This window comes from Amycolatopsis thermalba (assembly GCF_003385215.1).
Taxonomy (GTDB): Bacteria; Actinomycetota; Actinomycetes; order Mycobacteriales; family Pseudonocardiaceae; genus Amycolatopsis_E; species Amycolatopsis_E thermalba.
In genome coordinates, this window is record NZ_PQHW01000013.1 from 17,620 (window position 1) to 43,122 (window position 25,503).

27 protein-coding genes and 1 riboswitch are annotated in these 25,503 nt (G+C 73.3%); of the genes, 24 read left to right on the top strand and 3 right to left on the bottom strand.

The features are described 5' to 3' along the window. The first annotated feature begins 50 nt into the window (after nt 1-50). From D0D15_RS08155 to D0D15_RS36250, 11 genes are all read left to right on the top strand, one after another. Nucleotides 51-1,727 (top strand): hypothetical protein, encoded by a 1,677-nt coding sequence (locus tag D0D15_RS08155; RefSeq protein WP_094003705.1) that lies wholly within the window; start codon nt 51-53, stop codon nt 1,725-1,727. A gap of 25 nt (nt 1,728-1,752) precedes the next feature. Beyond that, nucleotides 1,753-2,526 (top strand): sugar phosphate isomerase/epimerase family protein, encoded by a 774-nt coding sequence (locus D0D15_RS08160; RefSeq protein ID WP_094003706.1) that lies wholly within the window; start codon nt 1,753-1,755, stop codon nt 2,524-2,526. Between the two features lie 83 nt (nt 2,527-2,609). Next, nucleotides 2,610-3,536, top strand: coding sequence for a proline dehydrogenase family protein (locus tag D0D15_RS08165; protein WP_094003707.1), 927 nt, complete (start codon nt 2,610-2,612; stop codon nt 3,534-3,536). After that, the gene (locus tag D0D15_RS08170; protein ID WP_094003708.1) at nt 3,533-4,360 is read left to right on the top strand and encodes a thioesterase family protein; all 828 of its coding nucleotides are present in this window, start codon (nt 3,533-3,535) and stop codon (nt 4,358-4,360) included. The genes D0D15_RS08165 and D0D15_RS08170 overlap by 4 nt, the downstream gene beginning before the upstream one ends. A gap of 31 nt (nt 4,361-4,391) precedes the next feature. Beyond that, nucleotides 4,392-4,580: a hypothetical protein gene (locus tag D0D15_RS08175; RefSeq protein ID WP_143266142.1), complete on the top strand. Its 189-nt coding sequence runs from the start codon at nt 4,392-4,394 to the stop codon at nt 4,578-4,580. Nucleotides 4,581-4,714: 134 nt separating this feature from the next. Then, entirely contained in the window at nt 4,715-5,521 is an 807-nt protein-coding gene (gene proC / locus D0D15_RS08180; protein ID WP_094003710.1) for a pyrroline-5-carboxylate reductase, read from the top strand. Between the two features lie 188 nt (nt 5,522-5,709). Then, complete coding sequence (locus tag D0D15_RS08185) at nt 5,710-5,922, top strand: helix-turn-helix domain-containing protein (protein ID WP_094003711.1); 213 nt, start codon at nt 5,710-5,712, stop codon at nt 5,920-5,922. Between the two features lie 128 nt (nt 5,923-6,050). Beyond that, nucleotides 6,051-6,152, top strand: coding sequence for a 30S ribosomal protein bS22 (locus D0D15_RS08190; protein ID WP_017986394.1), 102 nt, complete (start codon nt 6,051-6,053; stop codon nt 6,150-6,152). A gap of 192 nt (nt 6,153-6,344) precedes the next feature. Further along, nucleotides 6,345-7,370, top strand: coding sequence for an NAD-dependent epimerase/dehydratase family protein (locus tag D0D15_RS08195; protein ID WP_094003712.1), 1,026 nt, complete (start codon nt 6,345-6,347; stop codon nt 7,368-7,370). 28 nt (nt 7,371-7,398) lie between these two features. Continuing rightward, nucleotides 7,399-8,391 carry a lysophospholipid acyltransferase family protein gene (locus D0D15_RS08200; protein WP_094003713.1) on the top strand — a complete coding sequence of 331 codons (993 nt, stop codon included), beginning with the start codon at nt 7,399-7,401 and terminating at the stop codon, nt 8,389-8,391. Between the two features lie 25 nt (nt 8,392-8,416). Continuing rightward, entirely contained in the window at nt 8,417-8,554 is a 138-nt protein-coding gene (locus tag D0D15_RS36250; RefSeq protein WP_167481474.1) for a hypothetical protein, read from the top strand. 921 nt (nt 8,555-9,475) lie between these two features. On the opposite strand, the gene D0D15_RS08205 is transcribed toward D0D15_RS36250, so the two are convergent. Continuing rightward, on the bottom strand, nt 9,476-10,312 hold the full coding sequence (locus tag D0D15_RS08205) for an HAD family hydrolase (protein ID WP_229874567.1): 837 nt from the start codon (nt 10,310-10,312) through the stop codon (nt 9,476-9,478). A 179-nt stretch (nt 10,313-10,491) separates the two neighbouring features. Here D0D15_RS08205 and D0D15_RS08210 point away from each other — a divergent pair, with 179 nt between their 5' ends. Both D0D15_RS08210 and D0D15_RS08215 read left to right on the top strand, forming a co-directional pair. Further along, on the top strand, nt 10,492-12,447 hold the full coding sequence (locus D0D15_RS08210; RefSeq protein WP_094003722.1) for an ABC1 kinase family protein: 1,956 nt from the start codon (nt 10,492-10,494) through the stop codon (nt 12,445-12,447). 5 nt (nt 12,448-12,452) lie between these two features. Next, nucleotides 12,453-12,513, top strand: a riboswitch (guanidine-III (ykkC-III) riboswitch). A gap of 33 nt (nt 12,514-12,546) precedes the next feature. Further along, nucleotides 12,547-12,861: a DMT family transporter gene (locus D0D15_RS08215; protein WP_094003723.1), complete on the top strand. Its 315-nt coding sequence runs from the start codon at nt 12,547-12,549 to the stop codon at nt 12,859-12,861. Nucleotides 12,862-13,073: 212 nt separating this feature from the next. On the opposite strand, the gene D0D15_RS08220 is transcribed toward D0D15_RS08215, so the two are convergent. Next, nucleotides 13,074-14,072, bottom strand: coding sequence for a DUF5667 domain-containing protein (locus tag D0D15_RS08220; RefSeq protein ID WP_094003724.1), 999 nt, complete (start codon nt 14,070-14,072; stop codon nt 13,074-13,076). Nucleotides 14,073-14,111: 39 nt separating this feature from the next. Continuing rightward, nucleotides 14,112-14,726 carry a sigma-70 family RNA polymerase sigma factor gene (locus D0D15_RS08225; RefSeq protein ID WP_369806758.1) on the bottom strand — a complete coding sequence of 205 codons (615 nt, stop codon included), beginning with the start codon at nt 14,724-14,726 and terminating at the stop codon, nt 14,112-14,114. 200 nt (nt 14,727-14,926) lie between these two features. On the opposite strand from D0D15_RS08225, the gene D0D15_RS08230 reads away from it, so the two are divergent. The 11 genes from D0D15_RS08230 (at nt 14,927) to D0D15_RS08280 (ending at nt 25,483) form a co-directional block, all read left to right on the top strand. Further along, entirely contained in the window at nt 14,927-16,420 is a 1,494-nt protein-coding gene (locus D0D15_RS08230; protein WP_115944346.1) for an AMP-binding protein, read from the top strand. A gap of 7 nt (nt 16,421-16,427) precedes the next feature. Further along, nucleotides 16,428-16,664, top strand: a complete 237-nt coding sequence (locus D0D15_RS08235; protein ID WP_094003727.1) for a glutaredoxin family protein — start codon at nt 16,428-16,430, stop codon at nt 16,662-16,664. Between the two features lie 23 nt (nt 16,665-16,687). Next, nucleotides 16,688-18,202, top strand: a complete 1,515-nt coding sequence (locus tag D0D15_RS08240; protein WP_115944347.1) for a molybdopterin-dependent oxidoreductase — start codon at nt 16,688-16,690, stop codon at nt 18,200-18,202. Between the two features lie 165 nt (nt 18,203-18,367). After that, nucleotides 18,368-19,147, top strand: coding sequence for a redox-sensing transcriptional repressor Rex (locus D0D15_RS08245; protein WP_094003729.1), 780 nt, complete (start codon nt 18,368-18,370; stop codon nt 19,145-19,147). Further along, nucleotides 19,148-20,473, top strand: coding sequence for a glutamyl-tRNA reductase (locus D0D15_RS08250; protein ID WP_094003730.1), 1,326 nt, complete (start codon nt 19,148-19,150; stop codon nt 20,471-20,473). Then, a complete protein-coding gene (hemC, locus tag D0D15_RS08255; RefSeq protein WP_162830529.1) occupies nt 20,470-21,435 on the top strand; it encodes a hydroxymethylbilane synthase in 966 nt (321 codons plus the stop codon). Before D0D15_RS08250 ends, hemC begins: the two co-directional genes overlap by 4 nt. Before the next feature lie 55 nt (nt 21,436-21,490). Next, nucleotides 21,491-23,026 carry a bifunctional uroporphyrinogen-III C-methyltransferase/uroporphyrinogen-III synthase gene (locus D0D15_RS08260; protein ID WP_115944348.1) on the top strand — a complete coding sequence of 512 codons (1,536 nt, stop codon included), beginning with the start codon at nt 21,491-21,493 and terminating at the stop codon, nt 23,024-23,026. A 78-nt stretch (nt 23,027-23,104) separates the two neighbouring features. Then, nucleotides 23,105-24,076 (top strand): porphobilinogen synthase, encoded by a 972-nt coding sequence (gene hemB / locus D0D15_RS08265; protein ID WP_094003731.1) that lies wholly within the window; start codon nt 23,105-23,107, stop codon nt 24,074-24,076. Nucleotides 24,077-24,183: 107 nt separating this feature from the next. Beyond that, the gene (locus tag D0D15_RS08270) at nt 24,184-24,702 is read left to right on the top strand and encodes a hypothetical protein (RefSeq protein WP_094003732.1); all 519 of its coding nucleotides are present in this window, start codon (nt 24,184-24,186) and stop codon (nt 24,700-24,702) included. A 1-nt stretch (nt 24,703) separates the two neighbouring features. Continuing rightward, on the top strand, nt 24,704-25,126 hold the full coding sequence (locus D0D15_RS08275; protein WP_094003733.1) for a DUF3093 family protein: 423 nt from the start codon (nt 24,704-24,706) through the stop codon (nt 25,124-25,126). A 12-nt stretch (nt 25,127-25,138) separates the two neighbouring features. Beyond that, a complete protein-coding gene (locus D0D15_RS08280; protein ID WP_094003734.1) occupies nt 25,139-25,483 on the top strand; it encodes a hypothetical protein in 345 nt (114 codons plus the stop codon). Nucleotides 25,484-25,503: the final 20 nt, after the last annotated feature.

A 25,503-nucleotide genomic window follows, 5' to 3' on the forward strand; every position in this document is an offset into this window, starting at 1 on the left:
GGTACACGAGCCCGCGTCTTGTGGCCCTACGCGCTGTTTGGGATGACACGATGAGCCGAGAGAGCCGAGAAGACCGCTCGCAGAAGACCGTCGCCGAGCTGCTCGCCCTGCACGGCGGGAACATCGAGGGCAGGCGGCGCCGCCGGCGCGCGGCCGACGACGACGCGCCGGAGGAGAACGACGGCCCGCGTCGCGCCCAGGACCCGACGGAGACCGGTCCGCAGGCGATCATCGACCGGGTTCGCGCCAACGGCGCGCCTCCCGGGCCCAACGGGGCGCCGCCGGGACGCAACGGCGGGCGGCGCGCCATGCCCGACTCGCCGGGCAGGCAGGACTCGGGTGGCTTCCGCCGTCCCGAGCCGGGCCCGCCCGCGCCGCCGGTTCCCCCTGGCCAGCCCGTTCCCCCTGGTCAGCAGAGCTCGGCCGCCATGCCGCGACCGGTCGTGCCGCCGGAGAACCCCGGCCAGCAGAGTTCGGCCGCCCTGCCGCGGCCGGTGACCCCCGAGCCGCCTGGGCAGCCGGTTCCGCCCGTTTCCCCAGGCCAGCCCGTTCCGCCTGGTCAGCCCATTTCTCCTGGTCAGCCCATTTCTCCTGGTCAGCAGAGCTCCGCGGCCCTGCCGCGGCCGGTCGCGCCCGACACCGGTGTCCCGCCGCGCCGCGGCCAGCAGGACTCGGGTGGCTTCGCGCGCCCGAACACCGGCGCGCTGCCGCCTCCGCCGCAGGACTCCATGCCGCTGCGCCGCCCGCATCCGCAGGACTCCGGTTTCGTGCGTCGCCCGCCCCAGGAGTCGGGTGCGCTGCCGCTGCCGCCGCAGGAGTCCGGCGCGCTGCCGGTGCCGCCCGCGGAGGCCGTGCCGCCGCCGCTGCGCCGCCGTCCGCCCGGCGAGGAGACCGGCACCGGGCTGGCCGCGCGCCTGGACGGCCTCGACGTGCCGGTCGACCCGGACGCCCCGCCCACCGGGGGCCGTGCCACCGGCACGTTCCCGCCGCCGCGGCGTCCGCGTCGCGCCCCAGCGCGCGTCTCGCCGCCGCCGGACCCGAGCACCGAGCAGTTCGAGCCGGTCGGCGAGGTCAAGCCGGTCGACGACCCGGCCCCCGACGCCCCGCCCGCCGGGCTGTCCGCGCCGCCGGCCGGTCTGCAGCGGTGGCGCCGTGGCCGGGAGGAGGCGCCGGCCGAGGAGGACACCGAGGTCGGCCTCATGCCGCCGGTGCGGGACACGCCGGACGCCGACGAGCCGACCGGGTTCCACGCGCCGCCGCATCTGCCCGGCCGCCCGCCGCAGGACGACCCCGGCGAGGCACTGGAGGCCACCGGCTTCCACGACCCGTTCGCCGACGATGACGACGACGTGGACGAGTTCGACCCGGCCGGGGAGGCAGCCGAGCAGCCCTACGACTACGACGACGAGCCCGAGGAGGCCGCCGACGAGCCGGCCCGCGCCAAGAAGCGGGAGCCGGAGCCCTCGCCCGCCAAGCAGTGGCTGTCGATGGCCGGTCAGCTGGCTGGCGGCGTCGTCGGCGGTGCGGCCGTGTGGCTGGGCTTCAACTGGCTGTGGGGCCAGATTCCGGCCGCCGCGCTGATCGCCGCGCTGGTCGTGATCGTCGGGCTGGTGTGGATCGTGCGGCGCATCCGCCGCGCGGACGACATCCAGACCACGGTGCTCGCGGTGCTGGTCGGTCTCGTGGTGACCGTCTCGCCCGCGGCGTTGTTGCTCTTGTCGAGGTAGTGCGAGCGTGCCGGTACCGATCGGGATGTCCACCGCGTCGGTCTGGCCGCTGCGGGCCGGCGCCGGTTTCGAGCTGGCCCAGCGGCTGGGTTACGACGGGGTCGAGGTGATGGTCTGGGTCGACCCGCTCAGCCAGGACGTGGCGGCGCTGCGGCGGCTGTCCCGGCAGACCGGGGTGCCGGTGCTGTCGGTGCACTCGCCGTCGCTGCTCATCACGCAGCGGGTGTGGTCGCCGGACCCGGTCGTGCGGCTGCGTCGCAGCGTCGAGGCGGCCATCGAGCTGGACGCGCGCACCGTCGTGGTGCACCCGCCGTTCCGGTGGCAACGCCGCTACGGCGACATGTTCGCCGACCTGGTGGCCGAGCTGGAGGACGAGACCGGGGTCGAGATCGCGGTCGAGAACATGTTCAAGGTCCGCCCGCCGGGCGGCCGCCGCGACGCGCGGGTGTCGGCGTTCCGGCCGTCGATCGACCCTACGGAAGTCGGGTATCGCCACTACACGCTCGACCTGTCGCACAGCGCCGCGGCCGGCATGGACGCGATGGCGCTGGCCGAGCGGATGGGCAGCGGCCTGACGCACGTGCACCTCGCGGACGGGACGGGTGTCCCGAAGGACGAGCACCTGGTCCCGGGCCGGGGCAACCAGCCGTGCGCGGAGCTGCTGGAGAAGCTGGTCGCGAGCTCGTTCACCGGTCAGGTGGTTCTGGAGGTCAACACGCGGCGCGCGGCGAGCGCCGTGGACCGGGCCCGCGATCTGGCCGAGGCGCTGCTGTTCGCCCGCTTCCACCTCGGTCAGTGAGTCGTATTACAAGATCAACTTCTCCGGGTGGGTGGCGGCCCGGATCGTGGGCTTCCGATAGATGAACACGTAAAGTTCCCGCTGTGAACCCGCTGCGCTCGCTGATCCTCGCCGCCGCCGGAAGCGAGGTGGTCCGCCACCTCGTGGCGACAACCCCGGGAACCTCCGGAGTGGTCGAGCGGTTCGTCGCCGGGAACACGGTCGCCGAAGCGGTGACGCGTGTGGGCCGTCTGGTCGACGACCGGTTGTGGGTGACGCTGGACTACCTCGGCGAGGACGTCACCGAGCCCGCGCAGGCCGAGCAGACGGTCCAGACCTACCTGGCGCTGCTGGACCGGCTCTACGCCGAGGGCCTGGCCGCGCGGGTCGAGGTCAGCGTCAAGCTGTCCGCGCTGGGCTTGCGGCTGGACGAGCGGCTCGCGCTGGACAACGCCTACCGGGTGTGCGCGGGGGCCGAGCAGTGCGGCACCACGGTGACGCTCGACATGGAGGACCACACCACCACCGACGCGACGCTGCGCGTGCTCGGCGAGCTGCGCCGCACCTGGCCGTGGGTGGGCGGGGTGCTGCAGGCGTACCTGCGCCGCACCGAGGACGACGTGCGGGCGCTGGCGGTGCCGGACTCGCGGGTCCGGCTGTGCAAGGGGGCCTACGCCGAGCCGGACGAGGTGGCGTTCTCGCGGGCGCACGAGGTCGACCTCAGTTATGTCCGTTGTGCGAACTTGCTGCTGTCCGGTGACGGTTACCCCATGTTCGCCACGCATGACCCGCGGTTGATCGCGATCCTGGCCGAGCGCGCCCGCTGGTACGGCCGCAAGCAGGGCAGCTACGAGTACCAGATGCTCTACGGGGTCCGTCCGGACGAGCAGCGGCGCCTGGCCGGTGAGGGGGAGACGGTGCGCGTGTACGTGCCGTTCGGGGAGCACTGGTACCCCTACCTGATGCGGCGGCTCGCCGAGCGGCCCGCCAACCTGCTGTTCTTCCTGCGCGCGTTGGTCAGCCGTTCGTGAGCGCGGCAGAGGTTCCGGACCCGGCGTCCTTCGAGGCCGCGTGCGCGGTCCGGTCGCTGGGCGACGGCACGCTGACGGCCGATCTGCGGCACGAGTGGTCCATCGGCGGCCACCCGCACGGGGGATTCCTGATCGCGTTGATGGCTCGCGCGGCGCTGGCGGTGCTGTCCGAGCGGGGCGAGCCGTCGACGGATCCGCTGGCGGTGAGCGCGGAGTTCCTGCGGCCGCCCGCGATCGGCCCGGCGCTGCTGCGGACGGACATCCGGAAGGTCGGCCGCCGCGCGACGGTCGTCGCGGTGCGGCTGGAGCAGCGCGGGCGCAGCTGCGTCGAGGCGACGGTCACCACCGGACGGCTGCCGGTGCGGCGGGCGGACTGGGCGGACCTGCCGCAGATGCCGGTCGAACCGCCGCCGCGGGCGATCCACCTGGCCGGGGAGACGTCGGAGGGCGTGTTCAACCTGGCGAAGGGCTGCGACGTGCGCATCGACCCCGCGACGGCCGGGTACCTGGCCGGCCGCAACGGTGATCCGCCGCGGCTGCGGCTGTGGGTCAAGCCGCGCTACTCGGTGCCGGACGCGTACTTCGCGCTGCTCGCGGGCGACATCAACCCGCCGGTGGTGTTCAACCTGGGCCGGCTGGGCTGGGCGCCGACGGCCCAGCTGACGGCGCTGGTGCGCGCCCGCCCGGCCCCCGGATGGCTCCGCGTGCAGGTCGACTGCCGCACGGTGCAGGAGGCGTGGTTCGACTCGGACGCGACGGTGATCGACTCCGCCGGACGGCTGGTCTGCCAGGCGCGGCAACTGGCCCTGGCCCCGGCGCCCTGACGGGTACGCGTGCGGTAGCTGCGGTGTGGCGGTGCGCTCGCCGGGCGGCGTTGCCTGGTGGGTGCTTCTGGCGCCGGGTGGTCGCTGGGGTGGGCTCGCGCTGGCGGTGGTGCGCGCGGCGGGCGGCGTTGCCTGGTGGGTGCTTCTGGCGCCGGGTGGTCGCTGGGGTGGGCTCGCGCTGGCGGTGGTGGGCGGGCGGCTCTTCGAGCTGGTGTCCTGAGGGGCGCGTGCGGTGGGCGCCGCGTGGCGGTGCGCTCGCCAGCGGCGCTGTGTGGCGCCTCCCGCGCCGTGCTGCGCCGCCGCTGAGCGGCCCCTGGCACCGGCGCCCTGAGCGGCCTTTGGCACGCTGGTGCCATGACGGTTATCGCGGTTCTCGGGGCGGGGAAGATCGGTGAGGCGCTGCTGGCGGGCCTGCTGCAGGGCGGTCGCGGCGCGGAGGAGTTGCTGTTCACCGAACGCCACCCGGAGCGCGCCGCCGAGCTGACCGCCCGCTACGGTATCGCCGGGGTCGAGGTCACCGAGGCCGCCAAGCGCGCCGACGTGCTCGTCGTCGCCGTGAAGCCGCAGGACATCGAGCCCGTCCTGACCGAGCTGGCGCCGCTCGTCGGGCCGAACTCGCTGGTCGTGTCGCTGTGCGCGGGCCTGCCCACCAGCCTCTACGAGCGCCGGCTGCCGGACGGCGTGCCGGTCGTACGGGTCATGCCGAACACCCCGATGGTCGTCGGCGAGGCGATGAGCGCCGTGTCGCCCGGCAAGCACGCCACCCCCGAGCACGTCGCGCTGGTGACGGAGATGCTCGCCACCGTCGGCCAGGTCGTCGAGGTCCCCGAAGCGCAGCAGGACGCCGTCACCGCGCTGTCCGGATCCGGCCCCGCCTACTTCTTCTACCTGGTCGAGGCCATGATCGACGCCGGCATCCTGCTCGGCCTGCCCCGCGCGGTGGCGGAGAAGCTGATCATCCAGTCCGCCGTGGGCGCCGCGAAGATGCTCGCCGAGACCGACGAGCACCCGGTGATCCTGCGGGAGGCCGTCACGTCCCCGGCCGGCACCACCATCAACGCGATCCGCGAACTGGAGAAGCACGGCGTCCGCGCCGCGCTGCTGGCCGCCATCGAAGCGGCGCGGGACCGGTCCGTGGAACTCGGCAAAGCCCACGAATGAGCCCCGCGCACCGGCCCTGACTAGGCCGAACGGGCGCCGCCGACCGGGCTCTTTCGCGGGAAAGTACCCGCCGGGCGTCGCATTGGCCCCAGGTGTCCCGCTACCCTCAAGGGTGAAGCACGTGCGTGTCGGTACCGCCCGGTGGGGAAGCCGAGCGGCACGACACGTGTCGAAGGGCACGGTGACGTATGCCGTCGAACAACAAGGACGTGCCCGCTGTCGGGCAGGTCCAGTTCCTGACGGTCGCCGAGGTGGCCGCGCTGATGCGCGTCTCCAAGATGACCGTCTACCGGCTCGTGCACTCGGGCGAGCTACCGGCCGTTCGCGTCGGCAAGTCGTTCCGGGTGCCCGAGAAGGCCGTCCACCAGTATTTGGAGAACGCCTACTTCGATGTGGGTTAGGCCGGGGGCCCGCGCCGCGGCGCGGGCCCGCCCGGTAACCTTAAGGGCCGCTCGTGCCTGTAGCGCTTCAACTCTTTGGACGTTGCGCTGGGCAGCGTGTGAAGCAGACGAAACGTGAAGGAGCACCCGTGGGCTCGGTGATCAAAAAGCGCCGCAAGCGCATGTCCAAGAAGAAGCACCGCAAGCTGCTGCGCCGGACGCGGATGCAGCGTCGCAAGCAGGGCAAGTAAGCCCTGCGCGAACGCCTCTTCACGCGGCCCGTCCAGATCCTGGACGGGCCGCGCGCTTTTTCCGCGGCGATCAGTGACCAAAGTCCCTGACCTGGGTTAACAGCGTGTTAGGCCTCCTGACTCCGGCCGAGGTCCGGGGTAGCATCGGCCACTGCCGCGAACACCACATCCACACCCTTGTCAGGGGGTTTCATGGCGTCCAACGTCGTGCTGGTCACCGGGGTCGGCGGCGAACTCGGAGGCAGGCTGCTGGTACGGCTGGGCAACAACCCGGACCTCGAGCGGGTCATCGGCGTCGACACCGCGCCACCGCCCAGGACGGTCCTCCGACGCCTGGGCCACGCCGAGTTCGTGCGGGCCGACATCCGCAACCCGCTGATCGCCAAGGTCATCGACTCCGCCGGCGTCGACACGGTCGTGCACTGCTCGACCACCGTGCACCCGGCCGGCCCCGCCCGCCGCACGGCGATCAAGGAAGTCAACGTCATCGGCACCATGCGCCTGCTCGCCGCCTGCCAGCGCTCGCCCCGGGTGCGCAAGCTCGTCGTGAAGTCCACCGCCGCGGTCTACGGCGCGGGGGCGCGCTCGCCCGCCGTCTTCACCGAGGACTCCGAGCTGATCCCGGCCTCGTCCAGCGGCTACGCCAAGGACGCCGTCGAGATGGAGGGCTACGTGCGCGGCCTGGCCCGCCGCAGGCCCGACCTCACCATCACCACCACCCGGTTCACCAACGTCATCGGGCCGGACGTGGACACCGTGCTGGCCCGCTACTTCGCGCTCCCGGTCGTGCCGACGGTGCTCGGCTTCGACGCGCGGCTGCAGCTGCTCCACTCGTCGGACGCGCTGGCGATCCTGGAGAAGGCGACCCTGGAGGACAAGCCGGGCGTGTTCAACGCCGGCGGGGACGGGGTACTCACCTTGTCGCAAGCGATCCGGCGAGCGGGCCGGGTCGAGCTGCCGGTGCCGCGGACCATGATCGGCACGGTGGGCAGCATGTTGCGTGGCGCGAGGGTCGACTTCTCGCCGGACCAGGTGCGCCTGCTGAACTACGGGCGGGTCGTCGACACCACCCGGCTGGTCGCGGTCTTCGGGTACCGGCCGCGGTGGTCCAGCGAGGCGGCCTTCGACGACTACGTCACCGGGCGCGGGTTGCGGCCCGTGCTGGATGGTGAGCAGCTGGCCGGAGCGGTCGGCAAGGTGCTGGCGGCAGTCCGATGACCAGAGAGAGGAAAGCGGGGCAAGACAAGTGACGACCAGCGCGGAAGCTCAGGTCATCCCCCTGCACGCACCCGGGCGCGAGAAGCCGGCGGACGTCCCGCCGCGCGCCGGGGAACCCCCCGCCGACGCGCCCGTCGTGGCGTTCCCGGCGAAGAGCGCGGCGGCCGCGGAAGCGCCGGCCCCGGAACCGGACGCGCTGAGCCGGCTCCTGGAGTTCGTGCGGCACCGGCTGACCGGCGACTACGACGTCGACGAGTTCGGGTTCGACCCGGAGCTGACCGACACGCTGGTGCTGCCGCCGTTCCGGCTGCTGTACGAGAAGTACTTCCGGGTGACCACGCACGGCGCGGAGAACCTGCCCGCCGAGGGCGGCGGGCTCATCGTGTGCAACCACTCCGGGACGCTGCCGCTGGACGCGGTGATGACGGCGGTCGCCGTGCACGACGAAACGCCCGGCCACCGGCACCTGCGCATGCTCGGCGCGGACCTGGTGTTCAAGACGCCGCTGCTCGGGGCGCTGGCGCGCAAGACCGGCCAGACGCTGGCGTGCGCGGCCGACGCCGAGCGGCTGCTGTGCTCGGGCGAGCTGGTGGGGGTGTGGCCGGAGGGCTACAAGGGCATCGGCAAGCCGTTCTCGGCGCGGTACCGGCTGCAGCGGTTCGGGCGGGGCGGGTTCGTGTCGGCGGCGCTGCGGACGCGGGTGCCGATCATCCCGTGCTCGATCGTGGGCGCGGAGGAGATCTACCCGAAGATCGGCGACCTGAAGCCGCTGGCGCGGTTGCTGGGGTTGCCGTACTTCCCGGTGACGCCGTTCTTCCCGCTGCTGGGGCCGCTGGGCGCGATCCCGCTGCCGACGAAGTGGCACATCGAGTTCGGGGAGCCGATCCCGACGGATTCCTACGCCGAGGAGGACCTCGACGACCCGATGCTGGTGTTCTCGCTGACCGACCAGGTGCGCGAGTCCATCCAGACGACCCTGTACCGGCGGCTCGCGCACCGGCGCAGCCCGTTCCAGGACTGAGCGGTCCCGTGCCATCCTGGGTGGCATGGGGTTGATCACGCGGATCGCGTACTCGGTGGGCCGTGTCGTGGGCGGGGTGCTGAAACTGGCGAACGCGATCACCGGCATCCCGGCCGGCGAATCGACGCAGAACCGGCGCAACGAGCGGGGCCGGCGCCGGTAGGGCCTCCCGGCCGCCACGGCGCGGGCAGGCCTTGCGAGCGGGGGCGCGGTCGCCGACGCCGCTACGGCGCCAGCTTGGCGTCGACGGCGCGGGCCGGCCTTGGCAGCGGTAACCGGGGTGCGGTTAGCGGCGTTGGTAGGTCATCCCGGTCGCCACGGTGGCTGCACGGTGCGGGTAGGCCTTGCGAGCGGGAGCCGGGGGCGCGGTCAGCGGCGCCGGTAGGGCGGTAGCGGCGGGCGAGTCCCGCGTTCGGGTGGGCGAGAACGCCCCGCTCGGTTGGGCAATGCGCGGAGGGGGCAGCACGCCGCCGGAAGCGGCCAACCCGCGCCGGGGAACAACACCTGCCCTGGGAGGGCACGCGGTCCGGAGCGCGGTCAGCGGCGTCGGTAGGGCATTCCGGCGGCCACGGTGCCCGCACGGGGGTGCGAGTAGACCTCGCGAGCGGTAGCCGGGGGTGCGGTTACCGGCGCTGGTAGGTCATCCCGGTCGCCACCGTGCCGCACGGCGCGGGTAGGTCTTACGCGCGGTAGCCGGGAGCGCGGTCAGCGGTGGGCGAATCCCGCGGTCGCGCGGGCGAGTTCCACGGTTGGGCGGGCGGGAATGCGCCGCTCGGATGGGCGGAGGGGCAGCACGCCGCCGGGTGGCGATCGCGTCTTGGCGGCGTTGCCGCCGTGGCCATCGCGTCGCCGGAAGCGGCCAACCCGCGCCGGGGAACAACACCTGCCCTGGGAGGGCACGCGGTCCGGAGCGCGGTCAGCGGCGTCGGTAGGGCATTCCGGCGGCCACGGCGCCCGCACGGGGGTGCGGGTAGGCCTTGGCAGCGGTAGCCGGGGGTGCGGTTACCGGCGCTGGTAGGTCATCCCGGTCGCCACCGTGCCGCACGGCGCGGGTAGGCCTCGCGCGCGCCAGCCGGGAGCGCGGTCAGCGGCGCCGGTACGCCATCCCGGCCGCTACCGCTCCCGCCAGTGCGCCCGCGCCCAGCACCGACGGCACCCCGATCTTCGCTGCCTTCCGGCCCGTCCGGAAGTCGCGGATTTCCCAGCCCCGGGCGCGCGCCACCTCGCGCAGGCCGGCGTCCGGGTTCACCGCCACCGCCGTGCCGCACACCGACAGCATCGGGATGTCGTTCGACGAGTCCGAGTACGCCGTGCACCGCCGGAGGTTCAGGCCCTCCCGGGCGGCCAGCGCGCGCACCGCGTGGGCCTTCGCCCTGCCGTGCAGCAGGTCGCCGACCAGACGACCCGTGTACACCCCGTCCACGTGCTCGGCCACCGTGCCCAGCGCGCCGGTGAGCCCCAGCCGCCGGGAGATGATCGCCGCCAGCTCGACCGGCGTCGCCGTCACCAGCCACACCCGCTGGCCCGCGTTGAGGTGCATCTCGGCCAGCGCGCGGGTGCCCGACCAGATCTTGTCGGCCATCAGCTCGTCGTAGATCTCCTCGCCGACCTGGTTCATCTCGGCGACCGTCTTGCCCGCGACGAACGACAGCGCCTGCTCGCGGCTGGACTGCACCCCGCTGTGCGACTCGCGCCCGCCGACCCGGAACTTGATCTGCTGCCACGCGAACCCGGCCAGGTCCGACGTCGTGAAGTACTTGCGCGCGGCCAGCCCGCGGGCGAAGTGGAAGATCGACGCGCCCATCATCATCGTGTTGTCCACGTCGAAGAACGCGGCGGCGGTCAGGTCCGGCGGCGCCGGGGGCACGTCGGCCTGGGCCTCCATGGCCACGGCGGCGTCGGCCGACGCCTCGCCGGCCATCTCGGCGAGCCGCTCGCGCTCCGGGCCGTCACCCCTGCTACGCCACACGCACACCGCCTCCTGCGCTTGTCCCTGGGGTCAGCGTAGCGAGCACGTCACGCATCCGGATCAGGCGATCCCTCCACACCGGGCACCGGTGTGCTTCGATCGGGACACTCATCGCACGCCGGGGAAACACCATGTCGACAGCGTTGCTGGGGCTGCTCAGCCTGCCCGTCTACCTGCTCATGCTGTGGCCGCTCGTGGTCGCCTCGCGGCGGGTGCTCGGCGTGCGCATCGGCACGTTCCGGGCGCTGCTCGGCGCCGCCGCCGGGTGGACCGTCGCGGGTGGACTGGCAGGCCGGATCGGGGTGCTGACGCGCGATTCCGCCGGCGCGTACCTCGGCTTCATCCTGCCGCTCGCCGGATGCGCGTTCCTGGCGACACTGATCTTCCTGTTCCTCGCCGAGATGGCCGTCCCCAGCGGCGGCGGGCTCGGGCTGCTCGGCCGGGTCCGGTCGCTGCGCGCGCGGTTCGCCCGGGCCCGCCGGTACTCGCAGATCACGCGGATCGCCGTGCGGCACGGCATCGGGCCCTACCTCACCGGCCGCCGCGTCACCGACTCCGGCCGGCACGCCACCCTGGCCCGCTCGCTGCGGCGCGCACTGGAGGACGGTGGCGCGACCTTCGTGAAGCTCGGCCAGGTCCTCTCCACCCGGCCGGACGTGCTGCCGCCGGTGTTCGTCGACGAGCTGAGCCTGCTGCAGGACCGCGTCGCGCCGGTGCCGTTCGCCGACGTCGAGCGCGAACTGGAGGCCGAGCTGGGCCGCCCGCGCGCCGAGGTGTTCGCCGAGTTCGACCCCGAACCGCTCGGCGCCGCGTCGATCGCCCAGGTCTACCGGGCCCGGCTGCACAGCGGTGAGGACGTCGTCGTCAAGGTGCGGCGGCCGGGCATCGACCGGATCGTCGAGCGCGACCTCGACATCGTCTTCCGCGTCGCGCGCTCGCTGGAACTGCGGGCGGCCTGGGCGCGCTCGCTCGGCGTGCTCGACCTCGCCGAAGGCTTCCGCGCCGCGCTCACCGAGGAGCTGGACTTCCGCGTCGAGGCCCGCAACCTCACCGCGGTCGCCGCCGCCGAGAACGGCTCGGCCGTTGCCTTGCCGTCCGTGCACGCCGACCTGTCCGGTGAGCGCGTGCTGGTCATGCGGCGCCTGCACGGCGTGCCGGTGCGCGAGGGCATCGCCGAGGTGCCGGCGGAACGGCGCGCGGTCCTGGCCCGCGGGCTGCTGGACTCGCTGCTCCGGCAGGTCCTGCTGCACGGGGTCTTCCACGCCGATCCGCACCCGGGCAACGTCCTCCTGCTCACCGACGGCACCCTCGGGCTGCTCGACTTCGGCTCGGTCGGCCGCCTCGACTCGTCCCTGCGCGGCGGGCTGGCGAACCTGTTCGCCGCCGTCGACCGCGGCGATCCGGAGGGGCTGCGGGACGGTCTGCTGGAGATCGTGGACCGGCCGGACGAGATCGACGAGCAGCGCCTGGCGCGGGCCCTGGGCGCGTTGATGGCGAAGCACCTGTCGCACGGCCGGTCGCCGGACGTGGACATGTTCACCGACCTGTTCCGGATCATCGCCGAGTTCCGGTTGTCGATCCCGCCGGCGATCGCGGCGGTGTTCCGGGCGCTGGCGACGATGGAGGGCACGCTCGGGCTGCTGTCGCCGGGCTTCGACATCCTCGGCGCGTCCCGGTCGTTCGCCGGCTCGCTGGTCGGGGAGCGGCTGCAGCCGGGCTCGCTGCGCGGCGCGGTGACCGACGAGCTGGTCGCGCTGCTGCCGGTGCTGCGCCGCCTGCCCCGACGCGTGGACCGGTTGACGTCGGCGCTGGAGCAGGGCCGGCTGACGGTGAACGTGCGCACCTTCGCCGACGAGCGCGACCGGGCGGTGGTGTTCGGCATGCTGCACGAGCTGCTGCTGGCCCTGACCGGCGCGGCGACCGGTCTGATGGCGGTCCTGCTGCTCGCGAGCACCGGCGGGCCGCGGGTGCTGCCCGAGCTGACGCTGAACCACGTGTTCGGCTACAACCTGCTGGTGGTCAGCGCGCTGCTGGGGCTGCGGCTGCTGTTCGTGGTGTTCCGGGCGCAGCGGCGCGGAACCGGGTAACGTGGGCGGCGGTGGCGCGCCACCCCGGACGAGAACGTCGTACCCGGCAGGACAAGACGACGTGGCAGGTTGTCGGGTTCTGTTCGGAGGTTTTCCGTCATGGCGTGGATCGTTCTCGTCGTCTCCGGTCTGCTCGAGACCGTGTGGGCCGCCGCCCTCAACGCCGCTCGCGGCTTCACCCGTCTCGTGCCCAGCGTGGTGTTCGTCGTCGCGCTCGTCGCCAGCATGGCCGGGCTCTCCTACGCGATGCGGTCGATCCCCATCGGCACCGGTTACGCCATCTGGGTGGGCATCGGTGCGATCGGCACCGCCGTCTACGGCATGGTCGCGCTCGGCGACGCCGTGACCGCGGCGCGGCTGGTGTGCCTGGCGCTCATCGTCGCCGGGGTGCTGGGCCTGAAGCTCCTGCACTGATGCCCGCCGCGCGCGGCCCGGCGGTGCGTCCGCAGCCAGGAACATCCCGGTCAGCCCGGTGAAGTGCACCAGCGCACCCAGCACGAGGCCGGCCGCCGCGGTGCACGCGGCCGCCGCCCACGCGCCGCCGCTCGCTTGGACGACGGCGAGCCCGCACGGCGGCCCGAGGACCAGGCAGGCGAAGGCGAACAGCGTGGCGGTGCTGCGGCCGCTCAGCCGATCCCGAGTCCCGGCAGGCCGGGGATCAGCGGCGGGATCGAGATCAACGGCGGTGGCGTCGTGGTCGACGGCACCGGCAGCCGGGTGCTGGTCGGCGCGCTGATCGGCGGCGGCAGGACCGGGGGCGCCTGACCGCTGCTCGGCCGCGGCAGGGGACCCGTCGCGGTGGGCACGACCGGTGCGCTCGTCCCGGGCGCGGTCGGCGTCGTCGCGATCTCGACCGGCGGCGGGGACACCGTGCTCACCGGCGGCAGCGGCACCGCGGTCGGGACGCCGAGCAGCGCGTCCGGCGGGACCGCGCACTCGCCGGACGCCGGGACCGCGCCCAGGTCGTCGGCCTCGCCGGTGGTGATGCGGTAGCAGGACAGCCGCCCGGCCAGCGCCACCGCCCGCGCGTCGATGCGGTTGAGCAGCGCCCCGGCCTGCGTGAACCCGTTGCGCGCGTCGTCCGGCACCGCGAGGCCGCCGAGCTTGCCGGCCTGCTCGCGCGCCCACGTCCGCAGCTGCTCCAGCCGGGCCGTGTCGCCCTGCACGCCGAGCACCGTGAGCCGCGCGGTCCCGGCCGTCGCCTCCGCGGCGAATGCCGACAACGTTGTCAGAAAGGCGTCGGCGCCGGGGGAGGGCATCGCGGCGAGCTCGTCGATCCGGTTCGCCGCGAACTGCAGGTGCTTCGACCCGCGCGCGGCCTCGTCGAAGGTGAGCTGCAGCTGGGCGTCCTCGCTCGCCAGCTTCATGCCGTAGAGCGGGTCACCGGGCAGCGAGCCGCGGGAGAGCAGCAGGCCGACCCCGGCGACGAAGACGATCAGCGCGGCCGCGGCGGCCAGGACGGTCGCCAGCACGCGCCGCCGCCGGCTGGGCTCCGCCTCCAGCTTCCGCGAGATGTCGGCGCGGATGCGGGCCCTGGTGTGCTCGTCCGGTTCGACGGCGCGCCCCAGTGCGCGAAGGCCGGAGATGACCTCCAGCTCACGCGCCGTCCACCGGTGTTCGTCCACACCACCTGCAACGACGCAAACCGTCCGGTTGTTACGCGGTCAGCGCCACCCGTCCGGCAGGAGCTGCGCGAGCTTGCGCACCGCGCGGTGCTGCAACGCCTTGATGGCGCCCTCGTTGCGCTTCATGATCCGCGCGGTCTCGGCCAGCGACAGGCCCTGGATGAACCGCAGCACGATGCATTCCCGCTGGTCGTCGCCCAGGCCGGCGATCGCGGACAGCAGGGCGTCGCGGGTCGCGCTGGTGACCGCCTGCTGCTCCGGGCCCGCGTCGGGACCCGAGGTCGCGGCGAACGGCGCCGAGCCCGAGTCGGCGACCTCGTCGGTGACCACCTCGAGCTTGTACCGGCTGGACTTGAGGTGGTCGAGCACGATGTTGCGCGCGATGGTGACGAACCACGCGCCGACGTCGCGACCCTGGTAGCTGACCGACGAGATCCGGCGCAGCGCCCGCAGGAACGTCTCGCTCGTGATGTCCTCGGCCAGCTCGCGGTCGCTGAGGCGGAAGTACACGTAGCGGTAGACGACGTCGACGTACTGGTCGTAGAGCGCGCCGAAGGCGGCGGTGTCACCCTGCTGGGCGGCGCGGACCAGGGCCCACGGCCCCGCCTGCTCGTCCGGCACCTCGTCCGCGCGGGTGACCGTGCCGACGTGCAGACCCGCTGGACGGGCGGCAAGCCAGTTCGTCACGGCGACTCCTTCGTCCGACCCGAGTGATCATCACCACTACGACGCGAGAAGCAGCATACGGGTAGTTACCCGGAAGTAGGTAGTGGCGGGGGTCTCGGAAGAGCGACGATCGCCGGGCTTCCCCGTGACGGGTGAGACGACGCCTGGTTGGTGCCACACTGACTCACATGAAAACGGGCAACATCGCCGACCTGCTCACCGGCGCCGCCGAGCAGTGGCCGGACGCCGTCGCGGTGATCGACACCGCGGCCGGTGTCAGCCTGACCTGGTCCGAGCTGGACGCGGCCGCGGGCGGGCTCGCGCAGCGGCTCACCGGCCAGGGCGTGCGGGCCGGTGACCGCGTCGCGATGCGGCTGCCCACCTCGGCGGACTTCGCCGTCGCCCTGTTCGGCGTCACCCGCTCCGGTGCGATCGCCGTGCCGGTCTCGCCGCTGGCTCCGCGCCCGGAGCTGGACACCGTGCTCGCGCACAGCGGCGCGCGCCTGGTGATCAGCCGGGACCCCGACGACGGCACGGACGAGGTGCCCGTGCTGCGGCCGGAAATCGGTCCCGGTGCGAATTTCCCCGCCCGCGGCGGTGGTGAGGACATCGCCGTGCTGTCCTACACCTCGGGCACCACCGGACCGCCGCGCGGCGTGATGCTGTCCCACCGCGCGCTGCTGGCCAACCTCGAACAACTGGGCCGCCTCGACCCGGCGCCGGTCGGGCACCCGGACCGGGTGCTGATCGCGATCCCGCTGTTCCACGTCTACGGCCTCGGCCCGGGCCTGCTGCTGAGCACCGCGGTGGGCGCGACGGCCGTGCTGGCCGAACGGTTCGACGCGCGGCAGGCGCTGCAGGCGTGCGTGGACCACCACGTGACCGTGATCGGCGGGGTGCCGGCGATGTACGCCGAGCTGGCCGCGTTGGAGCCGGAGGAGCTGGCCGCCGGCCTGGGCACGGTCCGCCTGCTCACCTCGGGCGCCGCGCCGCTGCACCCGAAGGTGCTGGCCGCGATCCGGGAGAAGACCGGGCTGGGCGTCTTCGAGGGCTACGGGCTGACCGAGACCGCGCCGGTGGTGACGTCGACGCTGGTCACCGGCTACCCGAAGCCGGGGTCGACCGGCCGTCCGCTGCCCGGCGTGGAGGTCCGGCTGGTCGGGCCGGACGGCTCGGGCGAGGCGGTGCCGCTCGACCCGGACGACCCGGACGACGTGTTCGCCGAGGACGGCGACGGCACCGGGCTCGCCGCGATCCGCGGCGCGAACCTGTTCTCCGGCTACTGGCCGGACGGGGCGCACGGGCCGGACGCGGACGGCTGGTTCCGCACCGGCGACGTCGGGTTCCTGGACAGCGACGGCGACCTGCACCTGGTGGACCGCGCCAACGACCTGATCATCGTCAACGGCTTCAACGTCTACCCGCACGAGGTCGAGGAGGTCATCGCGCGGCTGCCGGAGGTCGCCGAGTCGGCCGTGGTCGGGGTGCTCGACGAGCGCAGCGGCGAGGCGGTCAAGGCGGTCGTGGTGCCCGCGCCCGGCGCGTCGCTGTCCGAGCAGCAGGTCGTCGAGCACTGCGCCGCCCACCTGGCCGGGTACAAGGTGCCGCGCACGGTCGAGTTCGCCGAGCGGCTGCCGCATTCGGCGACCGGGAAGCTGCGCCGCGTCCAGCTGCGGGGATGATGGGCCCATGGCCCACGAAGTGACCGTGATGACCCGCCGGGGCTGCTCGTCGTGCGTCCAGGCGGAACGCGACGTCTCGCGGATCTGCGCCGAGCTGGGTGTGCCGTGGCGCGCCGAGGACGTCGACAGCGATCCGGAGTGGCAGGCCGAGTACGGCGACCGGGTGCCGGTGATCCTCGTCGACGGCGCCGAGCACGGCTACTGGAAGGTCGAGGAGGACCGCTTCCGCGCCGCGCTGGCGTGACCCGCACGGGTCAGACTGGTGGGGTGAGCACGCACCTCGAGCCGCCGCGGCTGTCCGCGCCCGTCGCCGGGCAGATCGGCGTGATCGCCCTGGTCGCCGCGCTCGGGGCCGGGCACCTGGTGGCCGGGTTCGTCGGGGCGGGCGCTTCGCCGTTCTTCGCGGTCGGCAACGCGGCGATCGACGTGTCCCCGGGCTGGCTCAAGGACTTCGCGGTGCGGGCGTTCGGCACCGCGGACAAGGCCGTGCTGCTGACCGGCATGGCCGTGGTGGCGCTGGCGCTCGCGGTGGCCGCCGGGCTGGCCTCCCGCCGCCGGTCCGCGCCCGGCCTGGTGTTCGTGTCCGTGGTCGGCGTGCTCGGCGGTGTCGCGGTGTTCACCCGCCCGGACCTGGGGCAGATCGCGTTGCTCGCGCCGGTGGTCAGCCTGGTCGCCGGGCTCGCGGTGTTCGGGTGGCTGCACCGGACCGCGCTGGACGGGCAGTACTCGTCGGCGGCGCGGCGGAACTTCCTGCTCGCCGTGGCGGGCGCCGGTGCCGCCGGGGTCGCCGGGCAGCTGGTCGGCGCGAGCAAGGACGCCGAGGGCTCCCGGGTGGCCGTCGGTCCGCTGATCCCGGCCCGGACCGCGCCACCGGTGCCCGCCGGCGCGGACTTCGCGAAGTTCGGCACGCCGCCGTTCCTCACCCCCAACGCGGACTTCTACCGGATCGACACCGCGCTCGTCGTGCCGCAGGTGCGCACCGAGGACTGGTCGCTGCGGATCCACGGCATGGTGGACCGCGAGACCACCTACTCCTGGTCCGACATCCGGAACCGGCCGCTGGTCGAGCGGATCGTGACCCTGTGCTGCGTGTCCAACCCGGTCGGCGGGCCCTACATCTCCACCGCGCGGTTCGTCGGCGTCGACCTCGCCGAGCTGCTGGCCGAGGCCGGGGTCGCACCCGGCGCCGAGCAGGTGTTCTCCACCAGCGCCGACGGCTGGACCGCGGGCACGCCGGTGGCCGCGATGGCCGATCCGTCGGTGGGCGCGATGCTGGCGATCGGTATGAACGGCGAGCCGCTGCCCGTCGAACACGGCTTCCCGGCGCGGCTGGTCGTGCCCGGGCTCTACGGCTACGTCTCGGCGACGAAATGGGTCACCGACCTGGAGGTCACCACCTGGGACGCGCGCACGCCGTACTGGCTGCGGCGCGGCTGGGCGAAGCACGCGCCGATCAAGACCCAGTCGCGGATCGACGCGCCGCGCGGGCCGGTCACCGCCGGGCCGGTGCGGGTCGCCGGGATCGCGTGGGCCCAGCACACCGGCATCGACCGGGTCGAGGTGAGCGTGGACGACGGGCCGTGGGAGCCCGCGCAGCTGTCCACGGAGGTGACGGTGGACGCGTGGCGGATGTGGTGGGCGGACGTCGCCGCCGCGCGCGGCAGCCACGTCGTGCGGGTGCGAGCAACGGACCGGAGCGGCTACACCCAGACCGATCAGCTCGCCGACGTCCTCCCCGACGGCGCCACCGGCTGGTACGCGATCACCTTCACCGCGCGCTAGGTGTGCTTTCGGTCATGCCGTTGACCAGCCACTTTGTGCCTGCGTTCACAAGTGGCTACCGTATTGCCGGTACCCCTCACGGCGGCCGTGCATCAAACCCGACTTCGCGGCCCGGGTCAAGAGGGAATTCGAAGCTCATCGAGGGCGTGGAACGAGGAGGCCGGCGTGGTGTCACAGCGTGGCCGGCGAAACGGTGCGGCCGTCGCCCGGAACCTGTCCACCCCGGACGCCGACAACGCCCCCACCGCGGAGATGCCCGCGGTCACCGAGAACGGCGCCGAGGAGGCCCGGGTCCGCGCGATCCCGGAGGCCGCCGTCGCCCGTCTCGCCGTCTACCTGCGCGTCCTGTCCGCGATGGCCGAGCAAGGCGCGACCACCGTGGCCAGCGAGGAGCTCGCCACCGCGGCCGGCGTGAACTCCGCCAAGCTGCGCAAGGACCTGTCCTACCTCGGCTCCTACGGCACCCGCGGCGTCGGCTACGAGGTGGCCGTCCTGGTCGCCCAGCTCGAACGCATATTGGGACTCACGCGACAGCACAAGGTCGCCGTCGTCGGAATCGGTAACCTCGGTCATGCGTTGGCCAATTACGGAGGCTTCCCCGGCCGGGGGTTCCCGGTCGAGGCGCTGTTCGACATCGACCCCGACCTGATCGGCGTGCCGGTCGGCGGGATCCCGGTGTCGCACCTCAACGACATCCCCGAGGTGTGCTCGGAGCGGGGGATCTCGATCGGCGTCATCGCGACGCCGCCGCCCGCCGCCCAGACGGTCGCCGACCGGCTGGTGCAGGGCGGGGTGCAGTGCATCCTGAACTTCGCGCCGGTGGTCCTCCAGGTACCCGACCACGTCGAGGTGCGCAAGGTCGACCTGGCCGTGGAGCTGCAGATCCTGTCGTTCCACGTCGCCCGGCGAGCGGAGAACGTGGGTAACGGAATGGTGGTGCGCTAAGTGAGTGTCCTGGCCGTCGGGCTGTCGTACCGCACTGCCGATCTCCGCACGCTGGAGAAGGTCGCGATCCCGGCGACGGAGCTGGACAAGGTCCTGCACGAGCTCCAGCAGTCGCCGCACGTGAACGAGGTCATGGTCGTCTCGACCTGCAACCGCATCGAGGTCTACTCGGTGGTCGAGGCGTTCCACGGCGGTCTCGCCGACATCTCCGAGGTGCTCGCCCGGCAGGCCGGCTGCGACGCCGCCGACCTCTACGACAACTTCTACGTGCACTACGCGGGCGCCGCGGTCGAGCACATCTTCTCCGTGGCCTCCGGCCTGGACTCGATGGTCGTCGGCGAGACCCAGATCCTCGGCCAGGTGCGCAACTACTACGCCGCCGCGCGCGAGGCCGGCACCGTCGGCCGCACCCTGCACGAGCTGATCCAGACCACGCTGCGCGTCGGCAAGCGCGTGCACTCCGAGACCGGGCTGGACCACCTCGGCGCGTCCGTGGTGTCCGAGGCCCTCGGCGAGGCGCCCGACCTGGCGGGCAAGCACGCGGTGATCGTCGGCGCCGGCTCGATGGGCGCGCTGTCCGCGAGCCAGCTGCGCAAGGGCGGCATCGGCCGGATCACGGTCGTCAACCGCACCGTGGCCAACGCCGAGCGGCTCGCGGCCAACGTCACCGAGCAGGGCGTGCCCGCCGTGGCCGCGGGCATGGACGAGCTGACCGCGCGCCTGGCCGACGCCGACGTCGTGGTCGCCTGCACCGGCGCCCAGGACGTCGTCATCACCCCCGCGCACCTGGCCGCGCGCGGCGACCGCCCGGTGGTCGTGTGCGACCTCGGCCTGCCGCGCGACGTCCACCCCGACGTGGACGCCCTGCCCGGCGTGCGCCTGGTCGACCTGGAGACCGTCCGCAGGCGGATGGACTCGCACGGTTCGGCAGGCAGCGCCAAGCAGATCGCCAAGGCCAACGGCATCGTGCTGGACGAGGTGCGCGAGTACCTCGCCGCGCAGCGCAGCGCCGCGGTCACCCCGACCGTCACCGCGCTGCGCAAGCGGGCCGCCGAGGTCGTCGACGCCGAGATGCTGCGGCTGGACAACCGGCTGCCCGGTCTCGACGCCGAGGTCCGCGACGAGTTCAACCGGACCGTGCGCCGGGTCGTGGACAAGCTGCTGCACGCGCCGACGGTGCGTGTGAAGCAGCTCGCCGCGGAAACCCAGGGCACGGACTACGCCAACGCGCTCCGGGAGCTGTTCGAGCTCGACCCGGCCTCGCCGGCCGTCGTGTCGAGCCCGACCACCGAGCGCCTGCCCAGGACAGACGGTGAAGGCAAGTGACGAGGACCATTCGGATCGGGACCCGGGGCAGTGCGCTCGCCCTGACGCAGACCGGCACGGTCGCCGACGCGCTGCGCAAGGCGGGGCAGGAGGTCGAGATCGTCAAGGTCTCCACGCCCGGTGACCGCTCCAGCGCGCCGATCGCGGAGATCGGTGTCGGCGTGTTCACCTCCGCGCTGCGCGAGGCCCTGCTGAACAAGCAGGTCGACGTCGCGGTGCACTCGTACAAGGACCTGCCGACGGCGCCCGAGCGCGGCATCGTGCTGGCCGCCGTGCCGCCGCGGGAGGACCCGCGTGACGCGTTGATCGCGCGCGACGGGCTGACCCTGGGCGAGCTGCCCCCCGGCGCCCGGATCGGCACCGGCTCACCGCGCCGCACGGCGCAGCTGCGCGCGCTCGGCCTCGGCTTCGAGGTCGTGCCCATCCGGGGCAACATCGACACCCGGCTGAACAAGGTCTTCGACGGCGAGCTGGACGCCGTCGTGCTCGCCCGCGCCGGCCTGGTCCGCCTCGGCCGGGCCGACGTGATCACCGAGACCCTGGACCCGATCCAGATGCTGCCCGCGCCCGCACAGGGCGCGCTGGCGGTGGAGTGCCGCGTCGACGACGTGGACATCGAACACCTTCTTCGGTCCATTGTGGACGACGAAGCGACACGGGCCGCGGTGACGGCGGAGCGGGCCATGCTGGCCGCGCTCGAAGCCGGCTGCAGCGCGCCCGTCGGCGCACTCGCCGAGGTTGTGGAGGATTACGAAGACACAGGCGCGGGCGACCGAGTGGTCGAACGCGTCTCGCTGCGCGGGGTCGCCGCCGCAGGCCTCGACGACGAGTCCGTGCAGCTGCTGCGGGCCTCGGCGGTCGCCGGCAAGAGCGAAGCGGAGCAACTCGGCCGTGACCTGGCCGCGGAGCTGCTCGACCTCGGAGCCGGCGCGCTGTCCGGCCCGGGCCGCGAATCACGGTAAACCAGTTCCTCGAACGGTACGGCGTGCTCGCGCCGATCAATAGGAGAAAGACACGATGACCCCCGCGCGGACAACCGCTGGGCGCGTCGCCTTCGTGGGCTCCGGCCCCGGCGACGCCGGACTGCTGACCGTACGTGCCCAGGAGCTCCTGGCGAAGGCCGAGGTCGTGGTGACCGACCCGGACGTGCCCGCCGGCGTGCTCGCGGGCGCCAGCGCGGACGCCGAGGTCCGGCCCGCCGTCGGCGAGCCGGCCGAGGTCGCGAAGGACCTCGCCAACGAGGCCAAGGGCGGACGGCTGGTGCTGCGCCTGTCCAGCGGTGACCCGCTGACCAGCGCCGCCGCCGTCGCCGAGGTGCAGGCCGTGGCGAAGACCAGCGCGGTCTTCGAGGTCGTCCCCGGCATCACGCCGGGCTCGGCCGTGCCCGCCTACGCCGGCATCGCGCTCGGCGGCAGCTACACCGACGTGGACGTCCGCGGTGACGTGGACTGGGCGAAGGTGGCCGCGGCGCCGGGCCCGATCGTGCTGCACGCGACGTCCGGCCAGCTGGCCGAGGCCGCGGGCGCGCTGACCGAGCACGGCCTGGCCGGCACCACCCCGGTCGCCGTGACCGCCAACGGCACGATCAACACCCAGCGCACGGTCGACACCACGCTGGCGAGCCTGTCGCAGGACGCCGGTGAGCTGGTCGGACCGCTCGTGGTGACCGTCGGTGAGCAGGCCGGGCAGCGGTCGAAGCTGTCCTGGTGGGAGTCGCGTGCCCTGTACGGCTGGAAGGTCCTGGTGCCGCGCACCAAGGAGCAGGCCGGCGAGATGGCCGAGCGGCTGCGCATCCACGGCGCCACCTCGCACGAGGTGCCGACCATCTCGGTCGAGCCGCCGCGCAGCCCCGCGCAGATGGAGCGCGCGGTCAAGGGCCTGGTCGACGGCCGCTACCAGTGGATCGTGTTCACCTCGGCCAACGCGGTGAAGGCGGTGTGGGAGAAGTTCGAGGAGTTCGGCCTCGACGCCCGCGCCTTCTCCGGCGTGAAGATCGCCTGCGTCGGCGAGGCCACCGCGGCGCGCGTGCGGGCGTTCGGCATCAACCCGGAGATGATCCCGCAGGGCGAGCAGTCCAGCGAGGGTCTGCTGGCCGAGTTCCCGCCGTACGACGACGTGCTGGACCCGGTGAACCGCGTGCTGCTGCCGCGGGCCGACATCGCCACCGAGACCCTGTCCGCGGGCCTGGTGGACCGCGGCTGGGAGGTCGACGACGTGACGGCCTACCGGACCGTCCGGGCCGCGCCGCCGCCGGCCGAGACGCGCGAGATGATCAAGACCGGCGGGTTCGACGCGGTGTGCTTCACCTCGTCCTCGACGGTGCGGAACCTGGTCGGCATCGCCGGGAAGCCGCACACGCGCACGCTGGTGGCGTGCATCGGGCCGAAGACCGCGGAGACCGCGGTGGAGTTCGGCATCCGGGTGGACGTGCAGCCGGAGGTGGCCGACGTGCCGCACCTGGTCGACGCGCTGGCCGCGCACGCCGCGAAGCTGCGCGCGGAGGGCGCCCTGCCGCCGCCCCGGAAGGCGAAGCGCACGCGGCGTTCTTCCTGATTCCACCGGCTCGGGGCCGTCTGTGAGATCTCACGGGCGGCCCCGAGCCGTGTCCGGGGCCGGAGTACCGTCGGTGGCGTGTTTCCCGAGCATCGTCCCCGCCGGTTGCGTAGCACGGCGGCGCTGCGGCGCCTCGTCAGCGAGACCACCCTCCGGCCGCGCCAGCTGATCCTGCCCATGTTCGTCGCGGAAGGGGCCGACCAGCCCCGGCCCATCGCGAGCATGCCGGGCGTCGTCCAGCACACGCGGGACTCGCTGCGCAAGGCGGCCGTCGAGGCGGTGGGGGCCGGCGTCGGCGGGCTCATGCTGTTCGGCATCCCGGCGCACCGGGACGCCACCGGCTCCGGCGGGATCGACGAGAACGGCATCCTCAACGTCGCCCTGCGTGATCTGCGTTCCGAACTCGGCGACTCGACCGTCCTGATGGCCGACACCTGCCTCGACGAGTTCACCGACCACGGCCACTGCGGCGTCCTCGACGACAGCGGCGCCGTGGACAACGACGCCACCCTGGAGCTGTACGCGGAGATGGCCGTCGCCCAGGCCGAAGCCGGGGCGCACCTAGTCGGGCCGAGCGGCATGATGGACGGCCAGGTCGGCGTCATCCGCCGGGCCCTCGACGAAGCCGGCCACACCGGCACCGGCATCCTCGCCTACTCCGCCAAGTACGCCAGCGCGTTCTACGGCCCGTTCCGCGAGGCGGTGGACTCCCAGCTCAAGGGCGACCGCAAGACCTACCAGCAGGACCCGGGCAACGCCCGCGAGGCGCTGCGCGAGATCGAGCTGGACGTCGAAGAGGGCGCCGACGCCATCATGATCAAGCCGGCGCTGTCCTACCTGGACATCCTCCGGCAGGCGGCCGACGCCTCCCCGGTCCCGGTCGCCGCGTACAACATCTCCGGCGAGTACGCGATGGTCGAGGCGGCCGCGGCGAACGGCTGGCTGGAGCGTGAGCGCACCATCCTCGAGGTGCTGATCTCGATCCGCCGGGCGGGCGCGGACATGATCCTGACCTACTGGGCGACGGAAGCGGCGGCCTGGCTCGACTGAGCCCAGCACCGCCCGCACCGGAGCCGCTGGCGCGGCGCAGTAGCCCACCCGCCAGCCCACCACCGCCCTCAACGGAGCCGCTGGCGCGGCACAGTAGTCTCTGTGGCGTGACCGCAGGGAACGAATCGGACGACGAGCGCCGCGCCCAGGGCCTGCCCCCGGCGCCGAGCCTGCCGGGCGACGAGGTCGAACGGCCCGAGCCGCCGAAGCCGGTGCAGGTGTCGTTCTGGTTCTGGGTCGCCTCGGCGGTGGTCCTGGTGATCGCCTACCTGGTCGTGTTCCTGTCCCGGCAACAGGTGATCGACGTCCTGGTGAAGGCCAACACCGACCCGCAGATCACCCCGGACAAGATCTCCTCCGGCACCACCGTGTTGTTCGCGATGCTGCTGGTCGGCTCGGTGTCGTTCGCGGCCTTCTTCGTGTTGTTCGCCTGGAAGGCGCGGCAGGGCACCCGCTCCGCCCGCACCGTCCTGACCGTCCTGGTGGCCATCACCCTGGTCTTCCAGTTCGTGATGCAGGCCTACACCGGCATTTCGCTCATCGCGACGCTGCTCTGCCTGGTCGCGCTCGTGTTGATGTACATCCCGTCGGTGCAGCCGTACTTCCCGAAGGTCGGCCGCCGGTAGCGTGACCCGGTACCTGGAGCGCGGAGCGAGCTGGACGGCCCTCGCCTACGGGCCCGGCTTCGCCCTGCTCGGGTTCCTGGCCGAGCTGCTCACCGGCGCCACGCACACCGTCGCGTGGGTGATCGTCGGCCTCGGCCTGGCCGCGATCACCGCGCCCTGGGTGTACGCGCGGCGCCGGTTCCTCACCGTCCAGGTCACCGACGACGCGCTGTGGCAGGGCCGCGAGCGGGTGCCGCTGACGGACATCGCCGAGGTCACCGACGTCGGCGCGCCGGCCGGGGCGCGCGTCCTCGGCGGCGGCTGGACCACCCCGAACAAGTACGAGGCGCTGCCCATCCGGCTCACCGACGACACGGTCGTCCTCGCCTGGGCCAAGGACGTCGAGGCGCTGCGGACCGCGCTGCGCGACGCGCGGGCGGCATGAGAGGCTGCTCACGTGACTGAACAGCCCCGCCTGAACCAGCCCGTGCGCGCGGTCGTCGCGCTGGCCGAGGTGCTGCTGGCGGCCGTGGCCGTGTGGGGCGCGTTCCAGTTGTGGCCGCACGGCGTGCACACCGTGGCGGTGACGCTCACCGACGGCACCGTCCTGACCAGCACGCGCTGGATCGGCAGCTGGATGGCCGGCGCGATCGGCCTCGGCGTGGTCGCCGGGATCCTGCTGGCCGACGCCGTGCGCGAGATCCTGCTCGCGACGCGGGTCAAGCGCCGCCGCAAGAGCCGCGAAGGCGGCGGCGACGGGGATGACTTCGGCTACTTCGCCGGACACCTGAACCAGGCCTGACGAGGCTTTTGCAAGACTGG